At 48.3% G+C, this 20,641-nt stretch carries 19 protein-coding genes and 2 tRNA genes; 15 read left to right on the top strand and 6 right to left on the bottom strand.

Annotated features, from left to right (window positions below):
• Positions 1–7: 7 nt before the first annotated feature.
• Positions 8–2,548, bottom strand: coding sequence for an aminopeptidase N (gene pepN, locus CFREI_RS10465; RefSeq protein ID WP_027013674.1), 2,541 nt, complete (start codon positions 2,546–2,548; stop codon positions 8–10).
• A 178-nt stretch (positions 2,549–2,726) separates the two neighbouring features.
• Between pepN and CFREI_RS10460 the strand changes: the two genes are divergently transcribed.
• The 8 genes from CFREI_RS10460 to CFREI_RS10425 all read left to right on the top strand — a co-directional run bounded on the left by CFREI_RS10460 (position 2,727) and on the right by CFREI_RS10425 (position 9,446).
• Positions 2,727–3,347, top strand: coding sequence for a mycothiol-dependent nitroreductase Rv2466c family protein (locus tag CFREI_RS10460; RefSeq protein WP_027013675.1), 621 nt, complete (start codon positions 2,727–2,729; stop codon positions 3,345–3,347).
• 864 nt (positions 3,348–4,211) lie between these two features.
• Positions 4,212–4,352, top strand: coding sequence for a subtilosin A family bacteriocin (locus CFREI_RS10455; protein WP_156907829.1), 141 nt, complete (start codon positions 4,212–4,214; stop codon positions 4,350–4,352).
• A gap of 128 nt (positions 4,353–4,480) precedes the next feature.
• Positions 4,481–4,657, top strand: a complete 177-nt coding sequence (locus CFREI_RS10450; RefSeq protein ID WP_156907830.1) for a hypothetical protein — start codon at positions 4,481–4,483, stop codon at positions 4,655–4,657.
• Positions 4,658–4,661: 4 nt separating this feature from the next.
• Complete coding sequence (locus CFREI_RS10445) at positions 4,662–5,381, top strand: ATP-binding cassette domain-containing protein (protein WP_035112616.1); 720 nt, start codon at positions 4,662–4,664, stop codon at positions 5,379–5,381.
• Positions 5,350–6,495: an Asp23/Gls24 family envelope stress response protein gene (locus CFREI_RS10440; RefSeq protein ID WP_035112618.1), complete on the top strand. Its 1,146-nt coding sequence runs from the start codon at positions 5,350–5,352 to the stop codon at positions 6,493–6,495. The genes CFREI_RS10445 and CFREI_RS10440 overlap by 32 nt, the downstream gene beginning before the upstream one ends.
• 21 nt (positions 6,496–6,516) lie before the next feature.
• Positions 6,517–7,887, top strand: coding sequence for a radical SAM protein (locus tag CFREI_RS10435; RefSeq protein WP_027013677.1), 1,371 nt, complete (start codon positions 6,517–6,519; stop codon positions 7,885–7,887).
• A gap of 12 nt (positions 7,888–7,899) precedes the next feature.
• Positions 7,900–8,700, top strand: a complete 801-nt coding sequence (locus CFREI_RS10430; protein WP_027013678.1) for a hypothetical protein — start codon at positions 7,900–7,902, stop codon at positions 8,698–8,700.
• Positions 8,697–9,446, top strand: a complete 750-nt coding sequence (locus tag CFREI_RS10425) for a peptidase M16 family protein (protein WP_027013679.1) — start codon at positions 8,697–8,699, stop codon at positions 9,444–9,446. The genes CFREI_RS10430 and CFREI_RS10425 overlap by 4 nt, the downstream gene beginning before the upstream one ends.
• Before the next feature lie 75 nt (positions 9,447–9,521).
• On the opposite strand, the gene CFREI_RS10420 is transcribed toward CFREI_RS10425, so the two are convergent.
• From CFREI_RS10420 to CFREI_RS10410, 3 genes are all read right to left on the bottom strand, one after another.
• On the bottom strand, positions 9,522–10,100 hold the full coding sequence (locus tag CFREI_RS10420; RefSeq protein ID WP_156907831.1) for a hypothetical protein: 579 nt from the start codon (positions 10,098–10,100) through the stop codon (positions 9,522–9,524).
• Positions 10,101–10,226: 126 nt separating this feature from the next.
• Positions 10,227–11,063, bottom strand: coding sequence for a GmrSD restriction endonuclease domain-containing protein (locus tag CFREI_RS10415; protein ID WP_420834542.1), 837 nt, complete (start codon positions 11,061–11,063; stop codon positions 10,227–10,229).
• Positions 11,064–11,095: 32 nt separating this feature from the next.
• Positions 11,096–12,241, bottom strand: coding sequence for a TIGR04053 family radical SAM/SPASM domain-containing protein (locus CFREI_RS10410; RefSeq protein ID WP_027013681.1), 1,146 nt, complete (start codon positions 12,239–12,241; stop codon positions 11,096–11,098).
• 115 nt (positions 12,242–12,356) lie between these two features.
• Here CFREI_RS10410 and CFREI_RS10405 point away from each other — a divergent pair, with 115 nt between their 5' ends.
• Entirely contained in the window at positions 12,357–12,827 is a 471-nt protein-coding gene (locus tag CFREI_RS10405; RefSeq protein WP_027013682.1) for a ribose-5-phosphate isomerase, read from the top strand.
• Positions 12,828–13,748: 921 nt separating this feature from the next.
• On the opposite strand, the gene CFREI_RS10400 is transcribed toward CFREI_RS10405, so the two are convergent.
• Both CFREI_RS10400 and CFREI_RS10395 read right to left on the bottom strand, forming a co-directional pair.
• On the bottom strand, positions 13,749–14,648 hold the full coding sequence (locus tag CFREI_RS10400; RefSeq protein WP_027011691.1) for a hypothetical protein: 900 nt from the start codon (positions 14,646–14,648) through the stop codon (positions 13,749–13,751).
• A 143-nt stretch (positions 14,649–14,791) separates the two neighbouring features.
• The gene (locus tag CFREI_RS10395) at positions 14,792–15,034 is read right to left on the bottom strand and encodes a hypothetical protein (RefSeq protein WP_027011692.1); all 243 of its coding nucleotides are present in this window, start codon (positions 15,032–15,034) and stop codon (positions 14,792–14,794) included.
• A 210-nt stretch (positions 15,035–15,244) separates the two neighbouring features.
• Here CFREI_RS10395 and CFREI_RS10390 point away from each other — a divergent pair.
• The 6 genes from CFREI_RS10390 (at position 15,245) to clpX (ending at position 20,639) form a co-directional block, all read left to right on the top strand.
• Positions 15,245–15,319 (top strand) — tRNA-Gly (locus CFREI_RS10390).
• Between the two features lie 640 nt (positions 15,320–15,959).
• Positions 15,960–16,033: transfer RNA gene (locus tag CFREI_RS10385), tRNA-Pro, on the top strand.
• 90 nt (positions 16,034–16,123) lie between these two features.
• Positions 16,124–17,467, top strand: coding sequence for a trigger factor (gene tig, locus CFREI_RS10380; protein WP_027011693.1), 1,344 nt, complete (start codon positions 16,124–16,126; stop codon positions 17,465–17,467).
• Positions 17,468–17,951: 484 nt separating this feature from the next.
• Positions 17,952–18,530, top strand: a complete 579-nt coding sequence (locus CFREI_RS10375; RefSeq protein WP_027011694.1) for an ATP-dependent Clp protease proteolytic subunit — start codon at positions 17,952–17,954, stop codon at positions 18,528–18,530.
• 24 nt (positions 18,531–18,554) lie between these two features.
• On the top strand, positions 18,555–19,181 hold the full coding sequence (locus CFREI_RS10370) for an ATP-dependent Clp protease proteolytic subunit (protein ID WP_035111289.1): 627 nt from the start codon (positions 18,555–18,557) through the stop codon (positions 19,179–19,181).
• 168 nt (positions 19,182–19,349) lie between these two features.
• Positions 19,350–20,639 carry an ATP-dependent Clp protease ATP-binding subunit ClpX gene (gene clpX / locus CFREI_RS10365; protein ID WP_027011696.1) on the top strand — a complete coding sequence of 430 codons (1,290 nt, stop codon included), beginning with the start codon at positions 19,350–19,352 and terminating at the stop codon, positions 20,637–20,639.
• Positions 20,640–20,641 lie beyond the last annotated feature (2 nt).

Genomic DNA, 20,641 nt, shown 5'->3' with positions numbered 1-20,641 from the left:
CGCGCCCCTAAACGCGGCCGTCGTACCTGCGGTTTCGTAGTGCGCGTTCAACTCGGGCACGCTCTTCCGAAATTGTACGAATTAACCCAGGCGGGTGTATAGCAGATTTGAGGAACTCCTCCGCGCGGGCGAGTCCAGCGTCGGAAATATCCCACGATGGATACGCTCCCGTAAGTGTTTTGAGCGCAATTTCTTTGGATTCTCCTTGCCATATCGAAGGTGCTAATACAAAGAAGCGCTCATTAAATTGCTCCAAATTCGGTGCCGAACCCGCCCATGTAAAGCCTTCAAGTTGATGGCGCAATTGCAGGTTTGTAAGCTCGCCACCGGTAATTGCCTCAAAAACCTTGAGTTTATTAGCCGGGGTATTTACTGCTGCGCGAGCACGTTCCGCAAACATTTGGCTGGTCGAGGAATTATCCAATTCGAGTTCTGCGGCAATAGCGCCTTCGATATCGGCTACTGCGCCGTGTGCAATACGTGCAGTCAGCGCTAACCAGCGCAAATCTTGATCGATAGTTAATCCTTCTAGCGAAAGATCGGTAAAGAATTGCAGGGCTTTATCGTTGAGCCGCACTCGTCCAAGGGCTTTTAAAAAGGCTAATTGCGCATCCGAACCTGGCATCGCTTGACGAGCACCAGACAATAACAGATCAACTACTTGATCTCGTCCAATTTCTTGTGCCCATGCCGGGTCGGCATAGGAATCCAGGGCAATAATGACCTGATTTAGAATGCGTTCTAGGACTGCGATTTCGGTTTCTGCGGTGATTCCGCGAGCAACCAGGGAAATAAAATCACGGGCGCGCATTTCCGCATTGCGGGTCATTTCCCAAGTTGCGGACCAACACAAGGTGCGGGGCATAGGGTCGGCAAAATCACCAATATGCTCGACTACAAATTGCAATGAATCTGGGTCGAGTCCAAGCAGGCAGTAGGTGAGGTCATCGTCATTGACTAATACAAGATCAGCAACTGGATATTCCAGCAGTTCGGGGATGGCGGTTGATGGCCCAGCAATGTCTACTTCGACGCGGTGCGTGCGTTGGACGCGGCCGTCGATAAGTGAATATAGACCGATGGCGATGCGGTGATTGCGTGGGTCGGCGCCGCCTTGTTCCACGCTAAAGGAAGCATAGGAGCCATTTTGTACCGTAAACTTTGGTCGCAATGTATTAATGCCGGTGGTGGTGAGCCATTGCGACGCCCACGATGAAAGGTCGCGCCCCGAGGCCTCTTCGAGGGTTTGCAATAGGTCCTCGAATGTGGCGTTACCGAATGCATGGTTGGCAAAGTGTTTGCGTACTCCGGAGAGAAATTCCTCCCGGCCAACATATGCCTGAAGTTGTTTGAGTATCGACGCCCCTTTGGCATAGGTAATACCGTCAAAGTTCTGCTCAACTGTTTCAATGTCCGTGGCGTCTGTAACCACTGGATGCGTGGAAGGCAATTGGTCTTGTTGGTATGCCCAAGACTTTTCTACATTGGCAAATGTAACCCAAGCATTGCTGTATTCTGTGGCCTCTGCCTGGGAAATCGCCGCAGACCAGGTAGCAAAGGACTCATTAAGCCAAAGGTCTCCCCACCAGCGCATAGTTACTAAATCTCCGAACCACATATGCGCGAGTTCGTGGAGGACGGTCTCTGCACGCCGTTCATAGAGATACCCGGTCACCTTTGAGGAGAACACGTATTCGTCACGAATTGTGACGCAACCAGCGTTTTCCATGGCGCCCATATTATATTCTGGGCAGAAAATCTGGTCGTATTTTCCAAATGGATATGCCATGCCAAAGTGGGCGTGGTACCAGTCAAAACCTTGTTTGGTTTCAGTGAAAAGCCGTTCGGCGTCAAGGTGCTTAGCTAGGGATTTCCGACAATAGAGGCCGAGGGGAACCTCAAGATTATGGGGTTGATCCGCGGGGGTTTCTGGATGGTGCGTGAGCGTACCGCTCCAATGATCACGGACCTCATGATAAGGTCCGGCGCAAATGGCAATAAGGTAAGTGGGAAGCAAATAATCAATTGTGGATGTGTGAATCAGCACATTTTCGCCGCTGACTTGTTGCTCCGCATTGGAAATCACCCGCCATCCTGCAGGTGTGACCACTCGCAGTGAATATGTGGCCTTCATATCCGGCTGGTCGAAACAAGCGAACACTTGCTTGGCAAAGGCAGTTTCGAACTGAGTATAAAGATAGGTCTCATTATCTACGGGATCCGTAAACCTGTGCATGCCTTCGCCGGTATGCGTGTACTCGCAGATTGCGGAGACTTCAAGGGTGTGCTCACCTTCTGTGAGTTCTAGGGGAATCCCATTGGAATCATAGTGCTCAGGGGTAATGTCTTTGCCGTCCAGAAGCACTGATTCAAGGTTGCCGCGCAAATCAATAAAGCTTGATCCTGCTAGCGAGCTAAACCGTACCGTTGTCCGCGATGGGAACGTTTGTTCGCCTTGCGTGAGGTCGAGAGAAATATCGTAATGGTCAACGCTAATCAGCGCGGCTCGAGCAGCCGCTTCCGCTTGCGTTAAATTTAATGAGGTCATGCTTACCAAGAGTAGTAAACAGAGTAAAGAGCGATGTCATAAAGGTGAATTCTTCAACAAGCCTCCCGCAAATGCGCTGCCTTGGCTAGCATAAGTGAATAACCAATATATCGACGCACTAGAAAGAACTACCTAGCACAAATAATCGAAAACAACCCTTGGAAGCATGGTGAGGACAGTGACCGATCGTGTCATTTTTTGGTTTGATGTAACCTGCCCGTATTGCTGGATCACATCCCGATGGATAAAAGAAGTAGAACAGGTTCGTGACATCACTGTGGAATGGCGTCCCATGAGTTTGTCTGTGCTTAATCACGGACGAGACATTCCTGGCGACTATATGCGCATGATGGAGGCGGCTTGGGCGCCAGCACGTGTGGTTGCGGCAGTTGCGGTTAAGGATGGGCTGGAAGCGCTTGATGCGTTGTATACCGCCCTGGGCACCAAGATTCATAATCAAGGCCATGGCCCGAAGTTCACAAAGAATGGTTACCACGAAATCATTCAAGAATCACTTGCGGAGGTGGGGCTTCCTGCCGAGCGTTTCGACGCCGCGACTTCCACAACATTCGATGGTCAGCTTAGGGATTTTCATAATGAAGCAATGGAAGCAGTTGGTGATGATGTAGGTACGCCGGTACTGAAACTCGGTGAAACAGCATTTTTCGGACCCGTACTTACCCGCATTCCGCGCGGTGAAGAAGCTGGCAAGCTCTTTGATGCCGCATTCCAACTTGCTGGGTACCCGCACTTCTTTGAACTTAAGCGGTCCCGTACTGAGCGCCCGGTATTTGATTAGCAACTAAGCTTTAACGTCGTGCTGGGCATCGCTGGATAGCCTTCTATCGTTACAAGCCACCCCCAAAAGGGTGGCTTTTTGTGTGGGGGAATCATGTATTTTCGCGAATTTTAAATCGAACTATGCCGCAATGTTACACGGCGAGAATGACCATTTATTACCTTGTTTATACATCATCTAATCTCCGAACGGGTGTTCGTGCATCTGTATCGATTCCTAAAGGTGGGCTTAGCGATATGTTGAATTCAGCATGAAATGCAGTGTTTTCCCAGTGTAAATTCACTATCTGTATTGCATGCAATGCATCGTAGGTTTATAAAAAGCTGACTGTTCTAATTTCGAAAATTTAACCATATTGCGCCAAAATGAAAAGCTTAATTTGCAAAGAAATAAAGAAATTAATATCATCTTGGCGAAAAGTTTATATAAATTTGATAACTGGAATGTACTTCCATGTCCGATAATCCTCCGCAATTTTCGCCTATTAAGGCGAGCTTTAAAGGATGAAAAAGATAGCGTGCGCAGCGTTAATTAGTTTTTGCTGGCGCGGGATTCTCTCTTGAAAGCCGGGTTTCGAGGCATTGCAAATTTATATAATCTGAAAGTAACGTTTATTTGCAATTATTTAAAGCTGGCGTATGTAGAGCTGTATTGATGCAGGTAGTAGCGATTTTTTCTGAAGATTTAGGGATTATAATCTAGATAAGTTTCTAGTTGCAATTAGATTTATTCATGGGAAAGTGAAATAACATGGCCATATTTAGTAAGGCAATATGAAATTTCTTACAGGTAAACTTAAAAGATCAGGTAGCGCTATTTATTTCGCTGGCGTACGGTCGGTTGTGTCGAAAGAAAGGAGGGAAAATGTACACCGAATTAGCACCAGCTGAAGTAGTAAACGGATCCCGTTGCTCCGCTTGTTCTGCAGGGGCACTGTGCGCCATTTCCGGTCCAATTCCGGATTTTGAATTTGGACTTGCGGCTGCCCTATTCCATCTTCGATAGGACAGCCGAAAGCCTTCCAACATCGCCAAGCGTTTCTTTCTTTGCGAGAACCATAACGCTTGGCGGTGTTAGGGACAATGATACCAAATTCTTGTCCCGCACCGTTTGAAATGCTCTAGGAGATGATCATGTATTTCATCATTAAAGCGATTCTTGCCCTTATTTTTATCGGATTAACTATCATGCTGTATATGCGAAGCGGGTTCGGCTTCGACGTGCTCACTGTGGGAGCCGCAGCTGTATTGCTCGTTATTGCTACGATCCGCTCAGCAGCGCAACCTAAAGGCACCGGAAAACCCGAGTAATCCAATGTTCGATTCGCAGCATGTACTTCAGTTGGCAGCCAAGGATATTGAAGTTTGGTACAAACCAGACGAAGTGATTGCCAAGGCTGCACAACTGGATATACCAAAAGGTAATGTTATTGGTCTTTTGGGTGGTAATGGTGCGGGTAAAACTACCCTCATCAAAGGTCTGTCCGGTATTCTTCCGGGTTGGAAGTGTTCAAGTTTTAATGCTGGAGGCACTGAATCATCCCCTGGAGCCCGAGCATTTAAGCAAATGCGATACACCGTATTTGCTGATGATCGAAGTTTTTTCGCATGGAACTTTCGGCAATATCTAGAATATGTTTGCGGAGTCTATGGACTTGAAGTGGATGAAGGACTGGTAGCTCACCTTGTAGCGGGATTCAATTTTGAACCGCATATTCAGAAGCAGCTACGAAACCTATCCAGCGGCAATAATAAAAAAGCACGTCTTATCTGTGCATTTGCAATTGCGCGCCCACTTCTTATTTTGGATGAACCTGTTGACTTTCTAGATTTTGTGGGTACGGAATTCTTATACGAGTGCATTACACAGTACGCAATGAACGGAAACTCGGTTTTCTTGAGTTCTCATATTGCGGAATCTTTTACCCGATGTTGTGACTATTTGTATGTGTTAAAAGAGGGCTCGCTGAGCGGGCTTCTTGACGTCCCGCGGGAGGCAGAAGATGTTATCAAACTCGTCTCTCAAAACTCATGATCTACGATGGTCGATTTCTGCCGTAGCTGCTGAGTTTATAAACCGCAGCGTATTTGTTACTTGCGTGCTTGTTGGCGCATTGCTGTACTTTATATCGGATTTAATTCCTACGGTGAATTACAGTCAGGTGTTCTTCGGACTAACCGTTGGTACAGTCTTTTTTGCCCGCACCATTAAAAACGGATGGCTAGACGACGAGCGCTTCGAGCAACTTCTTGTATATCCCTTTCGTGAACGAACACTGGTCATCGCATTTGTGTTATTGGCTACGGGGGTATTTCTCCTAGAAGCAGGCATTCCGATGCTTGTTTTTCTACTTACTGCTGGGCAAGGTAGTCGTATATTGCTGGCAGTGTTAATGGTATATCTTGTGCTCGTTGCAGCATTAATATTCGCAGCAAGCGCACTGCCATGGAAATATGCGGGATTGACTTCATATAGTCTGCCAATACTCATTGGAGTATTGGCCCAATACGTCAGCCCCTGGTTTGGAATAGCACTTGTAATATTCTGCCTGATAGTGGTGTTTCGATTCGCTCTCGTCATTCCACGCGCGTATAAAGCCGAGGAATTAAGGGTCGTTACATTTATTCGCTGTAAAACGAAAAACTACTTTCTTGCAAATGGACTTTTAGACCCAAGAGCATGGAGCAGCTTTTTCCTAATAAATGTATTTGCAGTGCTGATTGCCTATGTGATTGGCCAAGAGCAGGGGCCGATAAAGATTTTTTGGATTCTTGCTCTTGTAAATACACCAATGACAACAATATTGAGTAGAGAAAAAGACACGCTCGAACAAGTTCGATTGCTCGGTGACGAATGGAAGACAGCCATACGTTTAGGGAAAGTAATTTTTCCGATTTTTATACTCGGCATCGCATTTCAATGGGCGGTTGCGGCATGGTGGGGTCTATGGACGCCACTCGACATTATTTTTGGTTTATGCATCGCACTTATAGGGACAGTATTAAGTGTTTGGTTGGAATTTAAATTCCCGCTCACTAACACAAAAAGTGAACGAGACGTGTTCCGGCATCCGAGAAAGTACCTACCAGTACTTTTCTGCGGCGTACTGATGTTCCTCTATGAGCTCGCTACTGGAAACGCAGTGTAAATAATAACCTAAGGTAATCTCATGCAAATAGCGCTTAAACCTGCGCGTGAATTAAAAATCTTCTCAACCGCAAATGGAAACACAATTGCGTTTAAAAAACTAAACCAGCAAGGTCAAGAAATATGGGATGGGTTTGACGTAAATGACACAGCAGTATTGCTTCTTAAGCATCTAGAAAAATGTCAAAGCTCACAGGAATTTGTGCATTCGTTTTGTAATGAGCACCACCTTGATGAATTAAAATGCCGCCATTGGATAGAAAACTTCATCGCAACAATGGTGAGCTCATCTGTTATCCATGTAACGGATCTAACTCAAGCAGACTCAAAACCTGTAGTGTCCATCCCGGTCTTGGAATCTGCTAGTCCTTCGACACCTCGGTCCGTCATTATAGAGATCACTAATACCTGCAATGAATCTTGTGCACATTGCTACCTTTCTGCAGGTCCGAAGCGCAATGATCGTGTTACTTTGGAGTCCTTCCGGCGACTATGCAAAACAATGTCAGCTGAACACGTCTACAGAATCCAGCTCACGGGTGGGGAAGTGTTTATGCATCCTAAATTCCCGGAAATGCTAGAAATAGCGTTTGCTGAATTTTCGGAGGTTGGTGTGTTAACAAATGGCACAATCCTTACAGACAGGGTACTGCACCAATTGGTTGAGCATAAAGACCGCGTCACGGTATCAATCTCACTGGATTCAGTAAAACCGGAAACTCATAATAAGCTTCGTAACCATCGGAAAGCCTATGAAAAAACAGTGGCAAATATCCGGAAGCTGACTGAAGCTGGAATTTTCGTCCGTATTACTGCTGTACTTTTTGATGACAACCTCTGGGAACTTGATGCAATGGCAAAGCAGGCCCATGAGTTAGGTGCGAAAATGTTTTCGTTTAATTTCATTGAGAGCTATGGGCGTGGCAAGGATCTACTGGTAGAACAGCAAATACAAGAAGGAATCGAGTACGCGAATTACATCGAAAAAACTGTAGAAAAATACCGAGATATTATTCCAGTTTTTCAAGAGGAGGAGCGTAGCGAAGAAGCTGTTCGAAATCATTGTGGAGCCGGTACGCATTCGGTGGTTATTAGTGCCTCGGGGGATCTCCGTCCTTGCAACCTATTCCCAGAGACATTTGCATTCGGAAACGCGCTCGAGCGTAATTGGACAGATTTATTCTCTAGTGCAATAGCGCTAAAACTGCACGATATAACTGCGCCAAGTGAACACAGTGGTTGCGCGAATAACTGCGAGCACAAACAATACTGTAAAGGTTGTTTATTACATGCGTTAAGCATTAATGCAGAGCGGGATGATAAACAATACTGCCAGTGGGTGCGCAAACAAGATGCAGCGGAATTAGTGGAGCATTATAAAAAGTCTGTCTGAGGTTAAGTAATAATGAACCACCAACTTTTTATTTCGGATCTACCGCTGGCTCCGCACGAAGCAGCGTATGCGGAAGCAACACTGAGGGATTTTTCAAACCGATACAAAACCCCTTGGCGTTCGCAACTACAGCAAACACGATATGCACTCTTCGGAAATTTCTACACCGGAGTGTATTCGGTAGCCTTTTGTGAAGGCAGCCAACGACCACCCTGGACACTTGAGCTTGTGGGCAAAGAATTGAAATTTGTTTCCGAGGAAGAGTTCTTTGCCCACTACACTCCTCCAAAGACGCGGCTTGGATTAACAAGTTTCGCTGCTTGTGGGGGAGCCGTGCAACAGAAAACAATGTTGACCTTAGATCCGCTAGGAGTGTTTTCAGTCGAACGATTGTTGGCTTGGCGGATTTTGGCACACCTTTTTCAAAGCAATAACCCATATTCACCATTGCGTCACGTGATTGAATCTGGGGAATGTTACGACTGCCAGGTAGTGCTTGATGAGCAAACATTGCAGCTTAGGCTGTGCTTCGAATTTGCCTCGCCAAAAGACGTAACTGGTATTACAAAAAATATTGCGCAGGCAATGCATTCCGGCACATGGATTCAACACTCAATCCTTGGTGCAAAAGCAACAATGCTGCTGAATTTCCGGATGCAGCCCACTAAGTTCCGAGTAACTGGTTTACTTCGCTATCGGATGCTGGATCCAGAATGGAATGCGGAATATTTTGAAGCTTCATTAGCTGCCATCACACCAGAAGCGCTGCAATTTGAACTTGAACAAGCACATTCACATTGGGATTTTGTATGAAAACTTCAACCCTTATTCAACAAAAAACCCAGCAATTTGGGCCAATGTTTCTTAGCGGATTCCGTCACCATAAGGTGCTCACTGTTCGCTGGCCATTTGAGGTGAAAGTTGTAATTCTTGATTTACAGCTCTTTAGTGACTCAGTACCACCCTATTATTTGCACTTTTTAGAGCATTATTTACTGCGCGCTAATAGGAAATTACTACAAAAAATCTATTTTGTTGGTGGTACATGCAAAGCGTTTTCAACTCAGCACGCTATCCAATTTACGTTTATACTTCCTCCTGAATTTTCATTAGATATAGAGGAATTTTTATCTCAATGCTGTTCACCCGAAGCATGGGAATCGGAAACTAAGGTTCTGCGTGCGGAAATTGACCGCTACCAAAAGATTAAAAACCTCAACCTTCTAGGCTCGCCTGAAGATTTAGATGCGATTGCTCAAGATGACCTTGAAGCAATAAGAAACCAAGCATGCCTGGATTGTTGTGTTCTTGAGGCAGATTTGGCTGACAGTGGTCAACTTCTATTATGCGAGCTAGCTGGCAGTATACAAAGCAGTCCTATTGAAAATGACCGGGTGCTCCAGGGATTTTTACTGGGCTTGTACGGGCCTGAGTGGGATGGCAAAAACGCAGATATTTTTGCCATGGAGACAGTAAAGCACGATATTAGTTTAGCTCTGGAGCAACCTTTTTCGGTTATTCAATTACTTATGGGGTATTTGCGTGATGGATCCTCATAAACGATTGCTAATGCGGCTAAAGTACTTCGGGTTTATAATATTTGCATTTATCCTGTCATTGGTTTCAGTTCGTGTTCAAGCGACGGAACGCTCACTTGATGAGTTTAATGCTGCTGTTGCGTTTACGGCGATTGGTTGTTTCGTTTTTGCATCCTGTGTTTGTGGCTTAACATATTGCGTATTGTTTTGGGTGATGGGGCATATGCAAAAGGCGGACCCAATAAGAATTTCATTGGCGCTTTCCACGATTATTCCAATGGCACTTATCTTGCCGAGTCTAACGTTTATTCTTTTTCGAATTTCTGGTGTTGTACCGCCAGTGATTCCTGTTTCTCCCACATTATTTTCGTGCATTGTTGTCATAGTTAATTTGGCGATGTTTTTTAAAGCGATGCCACCAACGAAGGCCAGAATTAAAGACTGGAAATATTTGGCTTTTGTGGCGGCGGCGGTTCTATGTTCGTCGTACGTGGGGTCGTCATTGCAGCCGAATGACTTATTTCTATTGCTTCCCGGGCTTTTGATCGTATGGGTGTTAGGGGTGCTTGGGTTGCCGGTCTCTGCGCTAAAGATATCGCTTTTGGTCAGCGCTTTTCTTACTTTTGTTTTCGGTATAGGCATGGTTTCGGTGGAAATATTTACCACCAGTGCCATGGTCAGCGGTGGTTTGGCGCTGGCAGTGTCAATTGCTCTTGGCGGAATTATTGTGGGTGAGCATTTAAGCGTTGTTGGTGCGACGGTTCCGCAAGCGGTGGGGCGTCGATACGCATATCGGGGCGTTCATCGGCGAGGTTCACATGCGATGCCGTCACCGTCGCCGTCCATGTCGGTTCGATAGCCGGGTTGACCTTTATGGATTGGAGCGACGCCCGCATGCCACGCCTCTTTGCAGTTTCGATAAAGCGGTTCGTCTTCAGGTGCGGGGGCTGGTATTTCGCCAGGTGTCTCGGTGTTGCAGGTGGTTAATACACGCGCCATGGCGTCTTTTTCCGCTTGTGTGACCCATAAACCATAGTGGGTTTTTACAGTGATTTGGCGTTGTATGTATTCACAACGGAAGGCTTTATTCGGTGGGAGCCAAGTCGCGGCATCTCCGTCGCCTTTATGCTGGTTTGTTGGGCCGTCGACGGCGATAAGATTGCGGGGATCATTGGCGAAATCGCGGCGTTGTTCCGGCGTGAGCTGTTGTGCACCTGTTTGCCATGCATTGGATAAGGACACAATATGGTCGATTTGTACCGCAGGAGAAGTATGCTCGCCACGCTGGAAAGCGATTTGATGGGTGGTGTAAGGGTCGATCAATGTGCCGGTAAGCACTACGCAATCGCTGGTTCCAGGCTTTAACGTAATATCAACCAGATCACGTCGGAGAATATCATTCCTGGTATCGCAACCATTTCGGCCGCCTTCAACGGTCACGTCGTCGGTCCAAGCCTGGCCGAAGAGCTCCCGTTCATAACCGGTTTTGGGGGCGCGTCCTTTAACCGGCAAGGCATCAAGATCCGGAAACGACTGTGGGCCAGGGGCTGCCGGCCCACCCGGTTCGATCGGAAGCGGGGCACATCCATGAAGCAAAACCCCGAGTACTACCACTAGTGACGCACAAGCGCCCGCCATCCTCATGGATCACGATTTTACGTGATCCATCATTAACTTGCCTGCTTCCAAGCCTCGGGGATATATGCGCAGGTCGGGTCGGATGCGCGATAATCACCAGTAACTGCAAAAGCCGTGGAACGGGAACCACCACATACGCCATGAAACTCGCACACACTACATTTGCCATGCCAATTATCCGGGTCACGCAAGGCTTGGAATACCGGGGAATCGCTGTAGATAGTGTGGAAGTCTGTTTCCGTAACATTCCCACAGTGCAAGGGCAGAAAACCATTGGGATATACGTCCCCAATATGGTCAATAAATGCGAATCCTGATCCGGAATTTACCGCCATAGGAGCACGCGGTGGGCGCGGATTAATCGGCTGAGCACCAAGGAGCTTGGTGGTCTCTTCGGTGAGCTGTTGGTATAGCTCTCCGCCGGTAAAAGGTACCCCTTGCTTATTTTGGATCACCACGCGCCGGTATTGCGGGGCTTCTGTGGTTTTAATAGCAATGCGGGTGGATACATCCGCAAGCCAATGTAAGACATCCTCACGTTCTTGTGGGTCGAGGCAATTCAAGGCTGCTCCGCGGCCCGTGGGGACTAAAAAGAACACGTACCACATTTTCGCTCCCATATCCATGACCTGCTTTAATAGCGCAGGGGCTTCATGAATATTGCTTCGAGTAAGCGTGGAATTGATTTGCAAACGGTAGCCAAGTTTATTGATCTCTGGCGCCATAGCGAGTGTTTGCTCAAATGTTCCAGGAAAACCACGAAATGCGTCGTGTGTGGCGGCAGTTGCTCCGTCTAATGACATAGACATTGCTTTTGCCCCGGCTTCCCGCAAACCAGTAATACGTTCAACTGTGAGCTTTGGGGTGACCGAAGGTGAAAGGGAAACATTGAGCCCAAGGCCGGTACCATAAGCGACTAATTGTTCGAGATCGCCGCGCTCGAACGGATCGCCGCCGGTAAGAACAAGCAGCGGGCGAGGCTTGTCATATGACGCTAGGTTCTCCAGCAAGGCAAAGCCCTGCTCGGTGGTGAGCTGTTTTGGATTAGGTTCGTGCTGGGCGTCTGCCCGACAATGCTTGCATACCAAGCTGCAAGCCCTGGTGACCTCCCAAATTACAATAAACGGTTTGGTATTAATGTCATGCCGGACTGTGCGAACCACTGGCGCATGGGACATGAATAGCTCCTCTGGGTGAGAAAGTTTTACCCTTTAAGAATAAACACACATCAACCGAAAGTTGGATTCTGTGATGAAGCTCCGAGTTTTATAGACAGCGGGTAGGATTAGGATTATGCGCGTTTACCTTGGAGCAGACCATGCTGGTTTTGAAATGAAAAATGTGATTGCTGAGCACCTCAAGGAAATTGGACACGAGGTTATCGATTGCGGTGCTCACACATATGACGCAGATGATGATTATCCAGCGTTTTGTATAGAAGCGGCATTGCGTACCGTCAATGATCCAGGTGCACTTGGCATTGTTTTGGGTGGTTCTGGCAATGGTGAGCAAATTGCCGCTAATAAGGTCAAAGGCGCTCGTTGCGCATTAGCATGGTCTGAGGAGACGGCCCGGCTTGCCCGGGAACATAATAATGCCCAGCTTATTGGCATTGGTGGGCGGATGCATTCGCAAGAAGAAGTTTTAGCTATTGTGGACGCATTCCTTGATCAAGAATGGAGCAAAGCAGAACGCCATCAGCGGCGCATTGATATTCTTGCGGATTATGAAAAAACTGGAATTGCTCCAGCCGTACCTGAATAGAACCGTGTAACAGAAAAATCCCAGCACACTGCTTATATTGTATGCAAGTGCTGGGATTTTGACTTGGCCCTGGAGGTTGGACTGGTTTTTGTTTTATGGTGCTTTTTTTGGGGGGGGGTGGGTTTGGGCAGGGTTTGGGATATGGGGTGGGATACCCGAGGCGGATGTGGAAGGCTTTAGGAAAGTCTGGAACAGGCATAGGAAGGCCCAGCCGGGCCTGGGAAAGGCTCAGGCCGGCAGATTTGTGTTGTGGGATCTTGGTTTGGGGGTGTGAGCTGGGGAAATGTTGTGGCGGGTTGTGGGTGATGTGAAATCTGCCTTTGCTGGGTGGTGGGGTGTGTCAGATCTGCCTGATTTCGGGGCAGGTGGGCTGAAAATCCAGGGCTTCCCGGGGGGTTTGAGCTGGTTTCCTGGGTGAGTTGGCTGGTTTCCCGAGCCTTCGAGCCGCTTTCCGGGGTGTTTGATAGGCGTGCCCTATCAAACTAGTGATGTTTTCAGTCCTACTGTCACGGATTCCATAAAATCGCCTGAAAAAATGGAATTTGTGACAGCAACCAACATTGCGCACAACTGTTGACCTGGGGTTTGTCGCAGATTCCATAAAAACAGCGAAAAAAATGGAATCTGTGACAGGTTCCCTACCTATCGTGTCGCAGATTCCATAAAATCCGCCGAAAAAATGGAATCTGTGACAACACGCCCAACCAGCGCCCAACCAGCACCCAACCACCGCCCAACCAGACCCAAAAAGACCGGCCACCCCCCCCAACCCGACCAACCAATCCCCACCCAGCCCCAACCGACACAACAAACACATAAGCCCAACCACTGGGCAAAATCACCCCACATAAAGAACTCCCCACATAAAGAACTGGTCCGAGAGTCCAACATGCAGGGAGTATTTTATTTTTTGTATTGCGGCTAGAAAATATCCCCGCCGTCAAAACCGCCGTCAAAACCACCGTCTCCGCCGAACATGCCGCCGTCAAAGAATCCACCACTATCTTGGCCGCCATCGCCGCCGAACAAGTTATCGAAGAACCCGCCCCCTTCTTCAGCGCCAGCACCAGCACCTTCGTCAGCACCAGCACCTTCACCAGAGTCAGTGCCTTCGCCCACATTGGATCCAAGGTCCGCTGCGCCGGTGTCTGTCGCGGCGTCGTTAAGCCCCTCACCATAGCCTTGTTCGAATGCTGCAGCACTGTATGCAACCCCAGCCATGCCGTTAAACATGGCGGAGAATAGGAGTACTGAGCCGGCTGTCCAGATGCCTGTTCGTAGGGCGCTGGCCCACCAGGGTTCTGAATACCAGCCGGCAGGAACAGGGCGCCCGGCGACCATGCCACCAGGGTAGTAATTAGGAGTATTTGCGGTTGCTACCGGAGATGCAGTGATTTGTTGACCCTCATGGGTTATGGTGCGTTCTTCAGTAACCTTGCCAGCGGTACGTTGCCCTTCCAATGGCGGCAATTCGGGGCCGGCAGGCAGTCCCATGATTTCGCGGGCTGCATTGATGTAGTGGAGTCCTTCAAGGGCGGACTCTCGAGCCAATTCTGCTTGCCGAACAGTAGTGGCGGTACTAATTTGCGAAGATGCCGCATTAAATCGCTCTGAGGCGTCTGCAATGGCTTGTGTAGAGGCTGTATCGGTGCCAGCCATGGTAAGGACTTGCGAGCCTAAACGATCAATCCAACGCCGTGCGTCAGCAATGGCATCATCGAGTTTGACGCTTTCCAGCTGCTTTGTGTGCGATTGGGTCTTGCGCGACACAATAAACACGGCTGCGGCAATGGTGATTGCAATAAGCAGGAGGGCTGTCACTGAGGCAAACTCTCTTTCCAATCATTGGGTAAAGGGGGCTACCTCAACAACGTTCTACAACGTTGAAATGTTCCGCATGCTTTACGACGCCCCGCCCAGCATTCGCGCAGTCGTGCTCGGCGCGGCGTCTAAGGATGTACGGGTTAACTTTCTCCGGCGAGCTCAGCGGCACGTCGGCGCGCTTTTTCGCGGCGTTCATCCGTCCATTCGCGGACGGTATTGGAATCCCACAAGGTGAGTCCATGAAGTTTGGCTACAGGTTTTGGTGCACGGCCTCGGCCGGCATAGCTAGTGAAAGTACCGCGAGCGGTGCCAGAAAATGTGGCGCACTCAATGGCGGTCCAGAGTTCGGTGCCGGTATCGGCGTCAATGATCTTCGGTTGCATGGGGGGTACATTACGTGAAGACACAATTGGGTCATAAGTGAAAGCATGAAAATTTAGAAAAAAACCAAGAATTCAAACCTATTAAGTGAGTAAAATCACATATAGAGGCGCTACCCCCAAATGAGAGACCGTCAAATTTTCCTGGGGATTTGGCATATTCATCTCAAGCGTGTAACGTTGGCTGCCGAGCGTTACGAAAGTAAACGTTCAGGGAACGTCGTATAGTGGCTAATACCTCAGCCTTCCAAGCTGAAGACGCGGGTTCGATTCCCGTCGTTCCCTCCACTCCTTCACTGCAAAGAACTATCGCAGTGGAGGACTTTTTTTATGCCAATCCACCCGCGGGGGATGGGTGATAAATCGCGCTGGTAAGGCGTTATATTTCAAGGTTACGCTTTTGCTGAATGTGTAACGCGAAAAATGTACGCAAATGTGCTTTTCTAGAATCAAAAGTGATGGACCTGGATATGAACCAATGTGCGCCTTTAACATAAAAGATGAATCTGTCAAGTAGGATTTTTGTTGATAGTTCCTATAGAACCTTTTGTCTGTGCCCGTTTTTAGGGGATTTATATTTTTTGCTCAGGTCACGACCCTCTGGGGTGAGGGGGCCGAAGAAAACACCCAACGGTGGTTTCGTTATTTAAAAATGACTCAAGAATGTTGGTTTTCCGGTCGGCGGGGGTAGCTCGTTTTGAGATGTTCTCAACCTTCTTAAACCTGAAGTAGGCAATCGGATTATGCGGGGTGCAGAAACGTAAAAACAAGACAAACTTTTATGTCGTAGCGTGGCCGAGAGGGTGTTTTTAAAAACGCTTTGACCAGCGACTTTATTGCTTAAGTGACCCCCAACTAGGTATCTGTTTGCACAATATGTACACTTAGATCCCGTACCGCAAACAACAGCGATACAAAATCTAAATAACGGGGCGTGGCGCAGTTTGGTAGCGCACCTGCTTTGGGAGCAGGGGGTCGCAGGTTCAAATCCTGTCGCCCCGACTAGGACTCATGCAAAAGAGTCTTGGAGATGACGCGGTTTATCCGCGTCGTCTCTTTTTCACCACCGTTTTATACCCAGGAGAGTGGCTCGTGAAGAGTTCCGTCGAGCACCTGAACGATACACGCGTGAAGCTCACAGTCGAGGTTCCCTTCGACGAGATGAAGCCGGAGTTCGACCAGGCTTACGAAGCTATCGCGCAGCAAGTTTCCATTCCAGGCTTTCGCAAGGGAAAGGCTCCTCGTCAGTTGATTGAGGCCCGTGTTGGTCGCGGCCCAATCCTTGAGCAGGTACTCAATGATGTTGTTCCTTCTCGCTATGAAAAAGCAGTTGAGGAAAACAAGCTTGTAGTTCTTGGCTCGCCAGCCTTGGATCTCTCCAAAGTAGAAGACGACGAATTTATTGAATTCGTAGCGGAAGTTGATATTCGCCCTGAAATTCAGGTTCCAGACTTCTCTGAAATCTCCGTAGAGGTACCGGCGATTGAAGTCACTGATGAGAAGATCTCCGAACGACTCGACGTTTTGCGCGAGCGCTTTGCTTCCCTTACTGAAGTTGACCAAGTTGTAGCTGAAGGAAACTTCGTTACCCTTGATATGTCCGCTTCTGTAGATGGTCAGGTTATCGAAGAATCTGCAACCGAAGACCTCTCCTACGAAGTAGGCAGCAAAGACTTAGTCGAAGGTCTTGATGAAGCACTTATTGGCATGGCTAAAGGTGAAACTAAAGAATTCACCACCAACCTGGTATCCGGTGAATACGAAGGTAAAGAAAGCGCTGTTACCGTCACCGTGAAATCAGTGAAGGTCCGCGAACTCCCAGAGCTCGACGATGAGTTCGCAGAAATGGCTTCTGAGTTTGACACTATCGAAGAACTCAAGACCAATATTGCTGGCAGCCTCGAAGACGAAGGCAAAAACGAACAAGCTGGCAATATCCGCGACGAAGTGCTTAAAGCAGCTCTCGAGCAAACCGAATTCCCATTGCCTGAAGGCGTTGTTCAAGCCCAAGTTGATGGGCACTTGCAGCAACTCATGTCCCAGTTTGGCGGCAAAGAAGAAATTCTGGAGCAAATGCTGCAGATCCAAGGGACCACCCGTGAAGAATTTGATGCAGACTCTCGCAAGAATGCTGAAGAAGCAGTACGCACCCAACTCTTCCTTGATGTCCTCGCAGACCAAGAGCAGCCATCAGTAACTCAGCAAGATTTTACTGACCACATTATCTTCACAGCACAAAGCTATGGCATGGAACCAGAGCAATTTGTGAACCAGTTGCAGCAGTCCGGCCAGCTTGCGAATGTGTTCACCGACGTTCGACGCGGTAAAGCACTGGCTGCAGCTATTGCTCGGGTCACTGCTAAAGACTCCAATGGCGAAGCTATTGATGTAAAGAGCTACTTCGGCCCAGAAGAAGAAGCTGAAGCTGAAGCATAATTTCACTTAAAAACATAAAACTCCCCTCCAAGCTTGGCCAGGAAAGTAATAGCTTTCCGGTCTGGAGGGGAGTTTTATGTTTGCGCACAGTGTGCTCTGATGGTGGCTTAATCGCATAGCGGTTGTGCAAAAGGTGTTGGCGGGTACTTGGGGTGGCGAGTATGGCTTGAGTTTTATTGTTTACCGCGATTGACCTGCGGCTTGATACAAAAAGGGTAACTTTTTCAAAAACCCCTCCATTTTGTACCAACTGTTATTTGAAGCTACCCGAAGCATTCGCCCTAGCCCGGCAAGTAGCTACTTAAAAGCTTCGGTAGTGTGCTCCGAAATACTTTAGGTGGCCGGCACCACACACAGAACCTGTAATCAATGCCCAAAGCTATAAGGGTTACGCTGACAGCGAACAAAGGCTAACTTTGTGCCCAACCTGCGTTACATTGGTTGGCAGTGTATAACAGCAAATTTGGATTTTTAGGAGCGATATATGACGTCACCAGCCGGCATGAACCTTAGTGACTCTGTCTATGAGCGGTTACTTAGGGAGCGGATTATTTTTTTGGGCAGCCAGGTAGATGATGAAATCGCAAATAAACTTTGCGCCCAGATTCTCTTGTTGTCCGCAGAAGATCCAACCCGTGATATTTCGCTGTACATTAATTCGCCTGGCGGCTCTGTGACCGCCGGAATGGCAATTTATGACACAATGAAGTATTCCCCGTGCGATATTGCGACCTATGGGATGGGGCTTGCCGCTTCAATGGGACAGTTCTTACTTTCGGCTGGCACTAAAGGCAAGCGGTACGCATTGCCACATGCTCGTATTATGATGCATCAGCCGTCTGCGGGTGTTGGTGGTACGGCGGCCGATATTGCGATTCAGGCTGAGCAGTTCTCGCATACAAAGCGTGAAATGGCGGAACTGATTGCGGAGCATACCGGTCAATCTGTAGAACAAATCACGAAAGATTCTGACCGTGACCGTTGGTTTACTGCTGAACAGGCCAAAGAATACGGTTTTGTGGACCATGTTATTACGTCAGCAAAAGGCAATATTTCCAACTAATTCTTCTAGGAGAACAGCAATATTATGACCAACGGTATGCAGATGCCTTCTTCCCGCTATGTGCTTCCTTCGTTTGTGGAGCATTCGGCATTTGGGGCAAAAGAGTCAAATCCCTATAACAAACTTTTCGAAGAACGGATTATCTTTTTAGGCACTCAGGTGGACGATGCTTCCGCGAATGACATTATGGCGCAGCTGCTCGTCCTTGAAGGCCTCGATCCGGATCGCGATATCACCATGTATATTAATTCGCCTGGTGGTTCGTTTACGTCCTTAATGACTATTTACGACACGATGCAGTATGTCCGCCCGGATGTGCGCACTGTGTGTTTAGGGCAGGCCGCATCAGCTGCGGCGGTGCTATTGGCGGCGGGGGCTCCAGGTAAGCGTGCGGCATTGCCGAATGCTCGGGTATTGATTCATCAGCCAGCCACTGGTGGAATTCAGGGCCAAGTTTCAGATCTGGAGATTCAAGCTGCGGAAATTGAGCGCATGCGGAAGCTTATGGAAGAAACGCTGTCGCGCCATACTGGTAAGCCAGCCGAGCAAATCCGGATTGATACTGATCGCGATAAGATTCTTACGGCGCATGAAGCCGTTGAGTACGGAATTGTTGACCAAGTATTCGATTACCGTAAGCTCAATGCATAGGCACCTTTAATGCGCCTTTGATACGTCATTGTGGGTGTGGGTGATACCGGGACACGTTTCTGGTACCCACACTCTTGGCGTATTTAGGACTAAAGTGTGGGAAGGCCCTCAAACTTAGGTGCCTATCACTGGCACCTTTACCGATGATTGCGAGACGAATAGCTCCTCATGGCACATATGCAAGAAAGCGCAGACCTGTTAAAGTGCTCGTTCTGTGGAAAGAGTCAAAAGCAGGTGAAAAAGCTCATCGCTGGTGGTGGGGTGTATATCTGCAACGAGTGCATCGACCTTTGCAATGAGATCATTGAGGAAGAACTCAATAGCGCAGCAGCTGAACAGGAACGTAATGATAAGCTGCCGCGTCCTACAGAAATATGTGCTTTCTTGGATAAGTATGTCATCGGGCAAACCGATGCAAAGCGTGTGTTGTCTGTAGCGGTCTACAACCATTACAAGCGGCTTCGCGCGGAGGAGCAGCGTTCAATGTCGCGCCGCAATGAGGACGATGTTGAGCTGGCTAAATCGAATATTCTTATGTTGGGTCCCACAGGCAGTGGTAAAACTTACCTTGCACAGACCCTGGCGCGGCTTCTCGACGTCCCGTTTGCCATTGCTGATGCTACCTCGCTGACCGAAGCTGGTTATGTCGGCGAAGATGTGGAAAATATTCTGCTGAAACTGCTGCAAGCCGCGGATTTCGATGTTCAGCGGGCGCAACGCGGCATTATTTACATTGATGAAGTGGATAAGATTTCCCGAAAGTCTGAGAATCCATCGATTACTCGCGATGTTTCTGGGGAGGGGGTGCAGCAGGCACTGCTGAAAATCCTTGAAGGTACTGTTGCTGCAATTCCGCCGCAGGGTGGTAGGAAGCATCCAAATCAAGACTTTATTCAGCTGGATACTACCAATATTTTGTTTATTGTCGCAGGTGCATTTGCGGGCTTGGAAAAAGTGATTCAAGAACGCCGTGGACGTAAGGGATTGGGCTTTGGCGCGGATATTACGGCCGCTGCTGATACCGACGATGTGGATATTTTCCGCGATGTCCGCCCCGAAGATTTAGTAAAGTTTGGTCTGATTCCTGAGTTTATTGGTCGCCTGCCTGTAGTGGCCACCGTGGGTAATTTGGACAAAGATTCGCTTATTTCTGTGCTGACCGAGCCGAAAAATTCCCTAATCAAACAATACAAGCGTCTGTTTGAAATGGATGGCGTTGATTTGCGTTTTACCGATGAGGCTTTGGAAGCCGTTGCGGAATTCGCTTTAGAACGCAAGACTGGCGCACGTGGTTTGCGGTCTATTATGGAAGAAATCTTGGTGCCGGTAATGTTCGATATTCCGGACCGGGAAGATGTGAAGGCTGTATTGATTACGGAATCCACAGTGCGTGGGGAATCCGAGCCAGAGCTGCTGCCCCACAGTGCTGAAGACGAAGCATCCCGCACCACCGCATAGGA

It is taken from the genome of Corynebacterium freiburgense (assembly GCF_030408815.1).
Classification (GTDB): Bacteria; Actinomycetota; Actinomycetes; order Mycobacteriales; family Mycobacteriaceae; genus Corynebacterium; species Corynebacterium freiburgense.
This window is presented reverse-complemented; position numbering and strand designations above follow the sequence as displayed.